Annotated in this window: 12 protein-coding genes; 3 read left to right on the top strand and 9 right to left on the bottom strand. The window is 59.4% G+C overall.

Annotated features, from left to right (window positions below; all coding sequences use genetic code 11):
* Positions 1 to 47 precede the first annotated feature (47 nt).
* Positions 48 to 260 carry a YXWGXW repeat-containing protein gene (locus tag BMY73_RS04970; RefSeq protein WP_092405427.1) on the top strand — a complete coding sequence of 71 codons (213 nt, stop codon included), beginning with the start codon at positions 48 to 50 and terminating at the stop codon, positions 258 to 260.
* A gap of 118 nt (positions 261 to 378) precedes the next feature.
* Here the strand turns inward: BMY73_RS04970 and BMY73_RS04965 are convergent, their stop codons facing one another.
* From BMY73_RS04965 to BMY73_RS04955, 3 genes are all read right to left on the bottom strand, one after another.
* A complete protein-coding gene (locus BMY73_RS04965) occupies positions 379 to 1119 on the bottom strand; it encodes an S-methyl-5'-thioinosine phosphorylase (protein WP_092405425.1) in 741 nt (246 codons plus the stop codon).
* A gap of 9 nt (positions 1120 to 1128) precedes the next feature.
* Positions 1129 to 2127: a beta-N-acetylhexosaminidase gene (nagZ, locus tag BMY73_RS04960; RefSeq protein ID WP_175500135.1), complete on the bottom strand. Its 999-nt coding sequence runs from the start codon at positions 2125 to 2127 to the stop codon at positions 1129 to 1131.
* Between the two features lie 112 nt (positions 2128 to 2239).
* Positions 2240 to 2950 carry a TetR/AcrR family transcriptional regulator gene (locus tag BMY73_RS04955; RefSeq protein WP_062382292.1) on the bottom strand — a complete coding sequence of 237 codons (711 nt, stop codon included), beginning with the start codon at positions 2948 to 2950 and terminating at the stop codon, positions 2240 to 2242.
* Between the two features lie 250 nt (positions 2951 to 3200).
* On the opposite strand from BMY73_RS04955, the gene lexA reads away from it, so the two are divergent.
* Together lexA and sulA are read left to right on the top strand one after the other, a co-directional pair.
* Positions 3201 to 3809: a transcriptional repressor LexA gene (gene lexA, locus BMY73_RS04950; RefSeq protein WP_062382291.1), complete on the top strand. Its 609-nt coding sequence runs from the start codon at positions 3201 to 3203 to the stop codon at positions 3807 to 3809.
* A gap of 11 nt (positions 3810 to 3820) precedes the next feature.
* Positions 3821 to 4324 carry an SOS-induced cell division inhibitor SulA gene (sulA, locus tag BMY73_RS04945; RefSeq protein ID WP_062382290.1) on the top strand — a complete coding sequence of 168 codons (504 nt, stop codon included), beginning with the start codon at positions 3821 to 3823 and terminating at the stop codon, positions 4322 to 4324.
* Positions 4325 to 4436: 112 nt separating this feature from the next.
* Here the strand turns inward: sulA and BMY73_RS04940 are convergent, their stop codons facing one another.
* From BMY73_RS04940 to fadB, 6 genes are all read right to left on the bottom strand, one after another.
* Entirely contained in the window at positions 4437 to 4673 is a 237-nt protein-coding gene (locus BMY73_RS04940; protein ID WP_062382289.1) for a hypothetical protein, read from the bottom strand.
* A gap of 75 nt (positions 4674 to 4748) precedes the next feature.
* The gene (locus BMY73_RS04935) at positions 4749 to 5270 is read right to left on the bottom strand and encodes a DUF6586 family protein (protein ID WP_092405505.1); all 522 of its coding nucleotides are present in this window, start codon (positions 5268 to 5270) and stop codon (positions 4749 to 4751) included.
* Positions 5271 to 5408: 138 nt separating this feature from the next.
* Positions 5409 to 8012: a type I DNA topoisomerase gene (gene topA / locus BMY73_RS04930; RefSeq protein WP_062382288.1), complete on the bottom strand. Its 2604-nt coding sequence runs from the start codon at positions 8010 to 8012 to the stop codon at positions 5409 to 5411.
* Positions 8013 to 8121: 109 nt separating this feature from the next.
* On the bottom strand, positions 8122 to 8358 hold the full coding sequence (locus BMY73_RS04925) for a DUF1653 domain-containing protein (protein WP_092405421.1): 237 nt from the start codon (positions 8356 to 8358) through the stop codon (positions 8122 to 8124).
* A gap of 102 nt (positions 8359 to 8460) precedes the next feature.
* Positions 8461 to 9636, bottom strand: coding sequence for an acetyl-CoA C-acyltransferase FadA (gene fadA / locus BMY73_RS04920; RefSeq protein WP_092405419.1), 1176 nt, complete (start codon positions 9634 to 9636; stop codon positions 8461 to 8463).
* Between the two features lie 23 nt (positions 9637 to 9659).
* The gene (gene fadB, locus BMY73_RS04915) at positions 9660 to 11807 is read right to left on the bottom strand and encodes a fatty acid oxidation complex subunit alpha FadB (RefSeq protein ID WP_062382285.1); all 2148 of its coding nucleotides are present in this window, start codon (positions 11805 to 11807) and stop codon (positions 9660 to 9662) included.
* Between the last annotated feature and the right edge of the window lie 89 nt (positions 11808 to 11896).

The raw sequence follows: 11896 nt of genomic DNA, 5'->3' as shown, positions 1-11896 counted from the left end.
GTACGCCTCGCCAATCTCGCCGAGGCAGGCTGAAACAAGGATCACTTATGCTGCGCATGACCAAAGCTGCACTGATCACCACCCTCGTGGCGATCTCGTTGTCAGGGTGCGTTATCGAACCCGTCCACCCTCGCCGACCACCACCGCCAGTCGAAGTCGTTCCGGTCATGCCCGCACCCGGTGCGCAGTGGATTGGCGGACACTATCGCTGGAGCGGTAACCAGTGGCTGTGGGTGCCGGGTCACTGGCGTCGAATCTGAGTCAAGCCCTCAGGCAGCGGACCTTGGCCTGCTGCTCAGGAGCGACGGTCCTTGCCGGACACAGAAGGCCCGCCGATGAACAGGCACCGATTGCCGGTGCCTGTCTATGGCAGCGCGGTCAAGCAGCGCTGAGGACCCGGGCCAGAGCGGCCCTGACCTTACCAATGCCGTTGTGCAGCGCCTGCTCGATTTCAGCCATGGTGATCACGGCTGAAGATTTACCTGCGGCCGGGTTCACCACCAGCGCCAGACAGGCGTAGTCCAGCTCCAGTTCACGGGCCAACGCCGCTTCGGGCATGCCGGTCATGCCGACAATGTCGCAACCATCGCGTTCCAGGCGCACGATCTCCGCCACCGTCTCCAGACGTGGGCCTTGGGTACAGGCGTACACGCCGAAATCGCTGAACGCGCACCCTTCTGCCGCCAAGGCCGCAATCAGGCGCGCACGCAACGGCTCGCTGTAGGGATAACTGAAGTCAATGTGCGTCACCTGCTCCAGGTCGTCCGCAAAAAAGGTGTGCTCACGCCCGCTGGTGTAGTCCACCAGGTCATGAGGAACGCAGAAGTGTCCGGTCCCCATGTCAGGGTGGATACCACCGACAGCGTTGACCGCCAGGATGGCTTGCGCGCCAGCCTGCTTCAATGCCCATAGGTTGGCGCGGTAATTGACTTTGTGTGGCGGAAAACGATGCGGTTGTCCGTGACGTGCAAGAAACATCACCTCACGACCGGCATACTCGCCCATCTGAATCTCACCTGACGGCGCGCCATACGGCGTATTCATTGGCAGCGACTGATGAATGGTCAAGCCTTCAAGCTGCGTCAGACCCGTGCCGCCGATAATCGCGTAAACAGTCATGGCCAGTCCTTAATCGATCAGTTGAGCCGCGCGCAAAGCGCCTAGCGCCGCGAGCCAGCGTGGGTGCTGGCGGTATTCAGTAGTGACCAGACCTTGTCCGCGCATCCGGGCCAGACGCGGGGGCACGCTGAGCTTCATCCGTTGCGCGGCGCTCAACGCGAGCTCAGCGGCCGCGCGGTCGTTACACACCAGCCCCATGTCACAGCCTGCCGTCAAAGCGGCTTCGATGCGGCTGGCGGCATCGCCAACCACGTGAGCACCGGCCATGGACAGGTCGTCACTGAAAATCACACCGTCGAAGCCCATTTCCCCGCGCAGAATGTCCTGCAGCCACCGACGAGAAAATCCCGCTGGCTGAGAATCGACTTGCGGGTAAATGACATGCGCCGGCATCACGGCCGCCAGTTGCTTGCTCAACCGCGCGAAGGGCACCAGATCGTTGGCGCGAATGGTTTCCAGGTTGCGTTCGTCATGGGGGATCGCCACATGGGAGTCGGCCTCGGCCCAGCCATGACCCGGAAAATGCTTGCCGGTGGCGGCCATACCGGCATCGTTCATGCCGCGAATGAAGGCGCCTGCCAACCGCGCCGCACGCTCCGGGTCGCCTTCGAATGAACGGCTACCCACCACGGCGCTGCGTTGATAGTCCAGATCAAGAACCGGCGCGAAGCTCAGGTCAAGCCCCACTGCCAGCACCTCGGTCGCCATCAACCAGCCACAATGTTCGGCCAGACATTCGGCGTTCGGGTGGTCCGCGATCGCACGCATCGCGGGCAAGCGGACGAAACCCTGACGCAGGCGCTGAACGCGACCGCCCTCCTGGTCCACGGCGAGCAGCAGGTCTGGACGAATGGCACGAATGGACGCACTCAGCTCGCGGACTTGCCGCGGGCTCTCGATGTTTCGCGCGAAGATAATCAGGCCGCCCACTTCGGGCTGACGCAGAAACTGACGGTCTTCGGACGTCAGCCAGGTACCGGCGATATCCACCATCAGGGAGCCTTGCAGGCCAGAACTCATATGAAGATCCTTCAACAACCGTTGCTCAGTGCGGCATGGTGAGGGATCAACGGGTGCGATGCAAATGCTCGCACCCTTCAACACGGCGGGAAGTGTGTGATCAGACTTTTGCCGGTGCGGGCGCGGTGCTTTTGTTGCGCGGCTTGAGCTGAGCGCTGATCATCGCGGCGTCGGTGACGCCGGTTTCGGCGCGCATGCCGGCAGCAAGAAATGGCACCATCAGCCGCATCACCTGCTCGATGGAGGTGTTGACGCCGAAGTCGGTCTCCGCAATGGCGCGCAGGGCCTTGATGCCGGACATGCTGAACGCCGCCGCCCCCAGCATGAAATGGACGCGCCAGAACAGTTCGATCGGCGGGATGCGCGGCGCGGCTTCGTTAACCAGCAGCATGTACCGGCGGAAAACCTTACCGTACATGTCTTCCAGATAACGCCGCAGGTGGCCTTGGCTCTGACTGAACGCCAGCCCCAACAAGCGCATGAAAATAGACAAATCATTGCCGCTTCGAGGCTGCACGACCAGAGCCTGCTCCACGAGCATTTCCAGCAGTTCCTCAAGCGTTGGCTTGTGTTCCGGCCGGGCCTGGCGCCGCTCGAGCTCTTTATCGAGGCTGGCACAAAAAGGCCCGAGAAACCGCGAGAAAACGGCTTGAATCAGCGCCTTTTTCGAACCGAAATGATAGTTGACCGCTGCGAGGTTCACCGACGCCTTGCTCGTGATCAGCCGCAGCGACGTTTCGGCAAAACCCTTTTCCGCGAACAGCTGCTCCGCAGCATCGAGAATTCGTTCAACTGTTTCCGACTGAGCCATGGTTAATCGCCTGACAAACACTTGTTTGAAACATACGTTTCAGCCGACGCCCTGTCAACCCTGGCTGTTCGTTTTATGTCCACTCAGTCACGCATTTAATCATATAAACCGGGGGGTTGAGTCACTCTCTCCCGAGGACTTCAGCCTTCCCGGAATCGCCGGCCCGGCAAGACCTTTAAAAAGGAGGATTGCCAAGACGCGATCACTGTATATAATCCCAGTCACTGTATAAAAAGCCAGAGCGATGCACATGATCAAACTGACGTCACGCCAAGCCGAGATTCTGGACTTCATCAAACGCTGTCTCGAAGACAACGGCTACCCGCCTACCCGCGCGGAAATCGCTCAGGAACTGGGATTCAAATCACCGAACGCTGCCGAGGAACATCTCAAGGCACTGGCACGCAAGGGCGCTATCGAAATGACGCCGGGCGCCTCTCGAGGCATCCGCATCCCTGGCTTTGAAGCCAAGACCGAAGAAAGCGGCCTGCCCATCATCGGGCGTGTCGCAGCGGGCGCACCGATTCTGGCCCAGCAACACATTGAAGAATCACTGGCGATCAATCCTGCGTTTTTCCATCCCAGCGCCGATTACCTGCTACGCGTTCACGGCATGAGTATGAAAGACGTCGGTATCCTCGATGGCGACCTGCTGGCGGTGCACACCACCCGCGAGGCCCGTAACGGCCAGATCGTCGTGGCACGGATCGGTGATGAAGTCACCGTCAAACGCTTCAAGCGTGAAGGCAGCAAGGTCTGGCTGATCGCCGAGAATCCTGATTTCGCCCCCATTGAAGTCAATCTGAAAGATCAGGATCTGGTCATCGAAGGACTGAGCGTTGGCGTCATTCGCCGTTAAGGAGAACGTTTATGCAGTTCCCACAGACACCGCAGCAACATGCACAACTGCCGCTGTTCGAAGCATTCATGGCACCCAACCTGCCGATGCTCGACGCTCCACTGCTTCAGATACCGGTATTGGACGATATCGTCGAATCGCCCTGGAGCAATGAGCCAGAAGTTTTCAGTGAACTGTCATTGCGCGGCGCTGCCGGAAACTGCCTGAACCTGCTCGCGCCTATCCTGCGTGACCTGAGCCAGGACACAAACGATCGTTGGCTCACCCTGATCGCGCCTCCCGCCAGCGTGACTCACGCCTGGCTGCGCGACGCAGGACTGAACCGGGAACGCATTATCATGATGCAGCCACGCGGCACGCAAAGCGCGCTGGAACTGACTCGCGAAGCCTTGCGCCTGGGCCGCAGCCACACCGTGGTGAGCTGGATCAATCCCATTTCCGGTCACGCACGCCAGCAACTGATCAGCGCAGCTCGAAGCGGAAGCGCACAGAGCCTGAACATCCGCCTTGGCTGAGACGCCTTGCAGACAGACGTGACGGATCAGGAATAGTAGAGGCTTCTTTCATCGCAAGAAGCCAGCAGACATCGCTGCAAGGAGGCCGATCCTGAACAGGAACGGCGCAGGATCAGTGCAGGACCCGAGGCCCCTCTTCTTCTTTGCTCAACTCGCCTTCGGCCAGGCGACCGGCCATCTGCACGCCCACGCTGAGCATCGCCTTGGCGACTTCCACGTGTTGACCTTGCAGAAACGCCTTGGCGTCCTCGGAGAAATTCAAAGTCACGAGCGACCCTTCATCCTCGGCGCGACGCAGTTCGATGCGGCCATCAGGCAGTTCAACAATTTCCAGAAAAGAGGTTGGCATCAGGACAGTTCTCCACGAAAGGCGGGCATTGTAACAGCCTGATGACTCATGCCCTAGCCCACCGATCATTCTGTGTCAGCACTCGCTCAACCCCTCCCGGAAGCGAATGGCGAGCCCCTTGAGCTGCTGACGCCAGCTTTCCATCTCCTCTCGGGTCAACGCCAGTTCCTCTTCTTCGTCGCCGCCGACAGCGATGATCAATGGCTGAGTGACATCCCCCTTCGGCTTTTTCGGGGCGCGAGGGGGCTGAAACAGCGCGTTGTAGGCCGCCAGCAATTGCGCCAGCCAGGTTTCACGCTGTTGTGCCAGCTCGACCAGTTCGGCCATTTCAGGAATGGCGATGGCCTCCAGCACCTGGGGGGTCAGCAGGTCCTCGGCGCGCGGAGAACTGGCCTGCGGCAAGCGATAGAAGCCCGCAATTTCATGGCACAGTCCCAGCAATGCGCCGTACAGATGAAACACGGCCGACTCGCGCTCGGCCTGCTCCAGCCCCTGAGCGTTCATGGCACGGCTTTCCCTGGCCCTGGTCATAGACTCCAGTGCCAGCCCGGCAAAAAAGATCTTCTGATTGGTGCGGGTATAGAGTTCATGAGCCATGACGATGGCCTCCACATCAATGAATTTGAACGAGCCAGCCAGGGTCAAAAAAATCCCCCGACGCACTGTGCACGCCGAGGGATCTTTTAACGCAAAGCGCCGAGGGTCGCCAGTCTGATTAGAATCAGGCTCGCACGATCAACGCTTGTCTTCGACCTTCCAGGTGCCGCCGTCGTAGAACGCGCGCCAGCCTGTCGGCTTGCCATCCACTTCGGTCTGCACATATTGCTCCTTGGACTTGCGGCTGTACCGAATCACCGCCGGACGGCCGTCAGGGTCTTTCGGCGGCGCTTCACACAGGAAGTGATACTTCGGATCGATCTCGTCCTTGTGCGGCAGGATTTCCAGCACCAATGGCGCGCGTGTCTCACGGTTTTTCGGGAACTGGCTGGCGGCCAGAAACAGACCCGAAGCGCCATCACGCAGGATGTAGGTGTCGTCGACCTTTTCGCACTTGAGCTCCGGCATTTTGACCGGGTCCATTTTGGGCGGTGCCGCTTCGCCGCTCTTCAGCAGCTTTCGCGTGTTCTTGCAGTTGGTGCAGCCGAAGAACTTGCCGAAACGGCCTGTCTTGAGCTGCATCTCGCCACCACACTTGTCGCATTCGACGCTCGGGCCTTCGTAGCCCTTGATGCGGTAGGTGCCTTCTTCGATCTCATAGCCGGTGCAATCCGGGTTGTTACCGCAGATGTGCAGCTTGTGCTTCTCATCCAGCAGGTAAGCGTCCATGGCCGTGCTGCACACCGGGCAACGGTGCTTGCCGCGCAGAACGCGAGATTCCGACTCGCCCTCGTCGTCTTCGGCAATTTCATCGCCCGGGGTCAGGTTGACGGTGGCCTTGCAACGCTCTTTCGGCGGCAGGCTGTAGCCCGAGCAACCGAGGAACACACCGGTCGATGCAGTGCGGATCTGCATCGGACGACCGCATACCTTGCACGGGATGTCGGTCATGACCGGCTGGTTGGCCCGCATGCCGCTGTCCGCGGCTTCAGCCACTTCCAGTTTTTTCTTGAAATCGCCGTAGAACTCGTCGAGCACGTTTTTCCAGTCGCGCTCGCCCTGCGCCACATCGTCGAGGTTCTCTTCCATGCCGGCGGTAAAGCCGTAGTCCATCAGGTTAGAGAAACTCTCGGACAGACGTTCAGTGACGATGTCACCCATCTTTTCCGAATAGAAACGGCGGTTGTGCAGCGCTACATAACCGCGATCCTGAATGGTCGAGATGATCGCCGCATAGGTCGACGGGCGACCGATACCGCGTTTTTCCATCTCCTTGACCAGGCTCGCTTCTGAGTACCGCGCGGGTGGCTTGGTGAAATGCTGGCTCGGGTCGAGCTTGATCAGCTTCAGGGTATCGCCCTGGGCCATGTCCGGCAGCACGTCGTCGTCGCCTGGCTTGCTCATCTGAGGCAACACACGGGTGTAGCCGTCGAACTTGAGGATACGGCCTTTGGCGCGCAGCTCGAAATCACCAGCAGCCACACTGACCGTGGTCGACAAGTACTGCGCCGGTGGCATCTGACAGGCCACGAATTGACGCCAGATCAGCTCATACAGGCGCTCAGCGTCACGCTCCATGCCCGACAGCTTGCTCGGATGGGTGTTGACGTCGGAAGGACGAATCGCTTCGTGAGCCTCCTGAGCGCCTTCCTTGCTGCTGTAAACATTCGGCGAGTCAGGCAGGTACTTCTTGCCGAACTCGTTTTCGATGTACGTGCGCGCCATGGCCACAGCGTCAGCCGACAGGTTCGTCGAGTCGGTACGCATGTAAGTGATGTAGCCCGCTTCGTACAGACGCTGGGCCATCATCATGGTTTTCTTCACGCCGTAGCCCAGACGATTGCTCGCGGCCTGCTGCAGCGTGGAGGTGATGAACGGTGCCGACGGTTTGCTGCTGGTCGGTTTGTCTTCACGCTTGGCGATGCTGTAGGAGGAAGCCTTGAGCTTTTCCAGCGCCGCCATGGCCTGCGCTTCGTTCAGCGGTTTGAAGGCTTCGCCATTCTCGCGGGCCACTTCGAAACGTACGTTGGCGCCCTTGGCGGTGCCCAGATCAGCGTGGACCTCCCAGTACTCTTCCGGGATGAACGCTCGAATCTCGCGCTCACGTTCGACCACCAGCTTCACGGCAACGGACTGTACGCGACCTGCCGACAGGCCACGGGCGATCTTCTGCCACAACAGTGGCGAAACCATGTAACCCACGACGCGGTCGAGGAAGCGGCGCGCCTGCTGGGCATTGACGCGATCGATGTCCAGCTCGCCCGGCTTGGAAAAGGCTTCCTGGATGGCTTTCTTGGTGATCTCGTTGAACACCACGCGCTTGTAACGATCGTCGTCACCACCGATGGCTTCGCGCAGGTGCCAGGCGATGGCTTCCCCTTCGCGGTCCAAGTCCGTCGCGAGGTAGATGGTGTCGGCATCCTTGGCCAACCGGCGTAGCTCATCGATCACCTTCTCCTTGCCGGGAAGGATTTCGTACTTGGCTTTCCAGCCATGTTCCGGATCGACGCCCATGCGCGCCACGAGCTGGCGCTTGGCCTTTTCTTTGGGCGACAGCGCAGGCGCTTCAGACGCGGTCTTGCCACGCTTGGCAGCAGGCTCTTTGGCGGCGCTCGCCGAACCGCTGGTGGGCAGGTCTCGGATATGGCCGATACTCGACTTCACCACGTACTGGCTGCCCAGATACTTGTTGATGGTCTTGGCCTTAGCCGGGGATTCCACAATGACCAGCGATTTGCCCATGGATCGGAAAATTCCTAATGCGAGAAAAAAGACGTTGGAGCCGTCGAGGCCCCGCTATATATAGTGGCTACAAGGTGAGGTCAAGCAGAGGCTACTGCAAGGTCTCGCCTTACGACCTTGAAAAACGGTCAGGTTCGGCCTGGACCAAAGCAAAGCGCGGCACGTGCTCGCCGTCAACCTCGACCGACTCCAGAAACATGCTCAAGGGTCGAACCCACAAGCCGTATTCACCGTACAGCGCCTGATAGAACACCACTTCCTCTTCCGTCTCGGAATGCTTCGCGACACCGAAAACACGGTATTCGGGGCCTTTATAGTGGCGATAGAGACCTGGCTGTAACTGCATGGTGCGGACCTCACGGATTGACGCGAAAAAAACTTTCTAAAAACATTTCTCAAGAAAAACAAAAGCCGGGGCACCAGGCCCCGGCTTGCACACTCAGACCGGTTAAACGCGTTCGAACACGGTCGAGATGCCTTGGCCCAGGCCAATACACATGGTAGCAACACCCAAAGTGCCGCCTTTCTGCTTCATGACATTGAGCAAGGTGCCGGAAATACGCGCTCCCGAACAACCGAATGGGTGACCCAACGCGATAGCGCCGCCGTGCAGGTTAACCTTCTGGTCCATCTTGTCGAGCACTTTCAGATCTTTCAGTACCGGCAATGCCTGGGCAGCGAACGCTTCGTTGAGTTCGAAGTAGTCGATATCACCGATAGCAAGGCCCGCGCGCTTGAGGGCTTTCTGAGTCGCTGGAACCGGTCCGTAACCCATGATCGCGGGGTCGACACCGGCGACCGCCATGGAGCGGATCACCGCCATCGGCTGAATGCCCAGATCCATCGCACGCTGACCGGACATGACGATCATGCACGAGGCACCGTCCGTGATCTGCGAAGACGTACCTGCCGTCACGGTACCACCTTTCGGGTTGAAGGCAGGCTTGAGGGCCGCCAGACTTTCCAGGGTGGTTTCGGGACGGATGGTCTCGTCGAAGTCATACATCTTCAGGAAGCCGTTCTCGTCATACCCTTGCATCGGGATGATTTCATCCTTGAAGTTGCCTTCAACCGTGGCCTGGTGCGCCAGACGGTGCGAACGCACGCCGAACGCGTCCTGCGCTTCACGGGTGATGCCGTGCATCTTGCCGAGCATTTCGGCCGTCAGCCCCATCATGCCCGAGGCTTTCGCGGCATACAGCGACATGTGCGGGTTGGGATCGACGCCATGCATCATGCCGACGTGGCCCATGTGTTCGACACCCCCGATGACGAAGACGTCACCGTTGTTGCTCATGATCGCCTGGGCCGCCGTGTGCAGCGCGCTCATGGACGAACCACACAGGCGGCTGACCGTCTGCGCAGCGGAGGTGTGCGGGATCTGGGTCATCAGCGATGCCATGCGCGCAATGTTCCAGCCCTGCTCCAGGGTCTGGTTGACGCAACCCCAGATCACGTCCTCGACTTCCGCCGGATCGACTTTGCTGTTGCGCTCCAGCAGTTTGCTGATCAAGTGCGCCGACATGTCTTCAGCGCGGGTATTGCGGTGCATGCCACCCTTGGAGCGGCCCATCGGGGTGCGACCGAAGTCGACAATCACGACGTCTCTCGGATTCAAGCTCATATTTTCACCTGTTCGTTGGGCACTTAACCGAAGAAGCGCTGGCCGGTCCTGGCCATTTCGCGCAGCTTCGCAGTGGGGTGGTACAGAGCGCCCAAATCAGCGTATTGGTCAGCCAGGGCAACGAATTCAGCGACACCGATCGAATCGATGTAACGCAGCGCACCGCCACGGAACGGAGGGAAACCGATACCGTAGATCAGGCCCATGTCGGCCTCGGCCGCCGTGTCAACGATGCCGTCTTCCAGGCAACGCACGGTTTCCAGGCACAGCGGGATCATCATCCAGTTGATGATGTCTTCGTCAGTGACCTCGCGCTGCTCGTAAATGACCGGCTTGAGCACTTCCAGAACAGAAGCGTCGACGACCTTCTTCGGCTTGCCTTTCTTGTCGGTCTCGTAAACGTAAAAGCCTTTGCCGTTCTTCTGACCGAGGCGATTGGCCTCGTACAGCGCATCAACTGCTGAACGACGGTCATCCTTCATGCGATCCGGGAAACCTTCGGCCATCACATCACGGCCATGATGACCGGTGTCGATGCCGACGACGTCCATCAGGTACGCAGGGCCCATCGGCCAACCGAACTTCTCCATTACCTTGTCGATGCGCACGAAATCCACGCCAGCGCTGACCAGCTTGGCGAAACCGCCGAAGTACGGGAACAGAATACGGTTGACCAGGAAGCCCGGGCAGTCGTTGACCACGATCGGGTTCTTGCCCATTTTCTTGGCGTAAGCCACGGTGGTCGCCACCGCCACTTCGCTGGACTTCTCGCCACGGATGACTTCAACCAGCGGCATCATGTGCACCGGGTTGAAGAAGTGCATGCCGACAAAGTTTTCCGGACGCTTGAGCGCTTTTGCCAACAGGCTGATGGAGATCGTCGACGTGTTGGACGCCAGAATGGTGCCCTCGGCGACCTGACCTTCCACTTCGGACAACACCGCCTGCTTGACCTTAGGGTTCTCGACCACCGCTTCGACGACCAGATCGACGTGGCCGAAATCGCCGTAGGAGAGCGTCGGACGAATCGCATTCAGCGCTTCCGCCATCTTCGCGGGGGTCAGACGGCCCTTTTCGACACGCTTGCCCAGCAGCTTCGACGCTTCGTTCAGGCCCAGTTCGATGGCCTCTTCACGAATGTCCTTCATCAGGATCGGCGTGCCTTTGACCGCCGACTGGTAAGCGATGCCGCCGCCCATGATGCCAGCGCCCAACACGGCCGCCTGCTTCACGTCCCTGGCCACTTCGTCGTAGATTTTGGCTTTCTTCTTCAGTTCCTGATCGTTGAGGAACAGACCGATCAGACTTTCGGCAGCCGATGTCTTGGCCATTTTCACGAAACCGGCAGCCTCGACTTCCAGCGCCTTGTCACGACCGAAGTTGGCGGCTTTCTGGATGGTCTTGATTGCTTCGACCGGGGCCGGGTAGTTCGGGCCGGCCTGACCGGCAACGAAACCTTTGGCGGTTTCGAAGGCCATCATCTGCTCGATGGCGTTCAGTTTGAGCTTGTCCAGCTTCGGCTGGCGCTTGGCCTTGAAGTCGAACTCGCCCGAAATCGCGCGCTTGATCAGGTCCAGCGCCGCTTCCTGAAGCTTCTCTGGCGCAACAACAGCATCGACCGCGCCCACTTTCAGGGCATCTTCCGCACGATTGTCCTTGCCGGAAGCAATCCACTCGACAGCGTTATCGACGCCAATCAGGCGCGGCAGGCGAACGGTGCCGCCGAAACCCGGATAGATCCCCAGCTTGACCTCTGGCAGCCCGATTTTGGCGGTTGCAGACATGACCCGGAAGTCGGCAGCCAGGCACATCTCCAGGCCGCCACCCAGCGCGATACCATTGATGGCTGCGAGGGTTGGCACGTTCAGGTCTTCGAAGTCGCTGAAGATCTTGTTCGCTTCAAGGTTTCCGGCAACCAGTTCGGCGTCAGGCAGCTTGAAGTTATCGACGAATTCGGTGATGTCGGCACCGACGATGAAAACGTCCTTGCCGCTGGTGACGATGACGCCTTTGACTGAGCCATCGGCCTTGATGGCATCGACAGCCTGACGCAGGTCGTTGAGGGTGAGACGATTGAACTTGTTGACGGACTCACCCTTGAGGTCGAATTTCAGTTCGACGATGCCACTTTCAAGAGCCTTAACCGTGATGGCTTTACCTTCGTAAATCATCAACTGATCTCCACGATATGGAAGCTGAACAATACGCGTCAGACGCTGAGAATCCGGCGAAAAACACGACGTTTCTGTCGACGTACACG

The organism is Pseudomonas sp. NFACC02 (assembly GCF_900110765.1).
GTDB lineage: Bacteria > Pseudomonadota > Gammaproteobacteria > Pseudomonadales > Pseudomonadaceae > Aquipseudomonas.
Note: the sequence above shows the minus strand (reverse complement) of the source record. Positions and strands in the feature narration are given on the sequence as shown.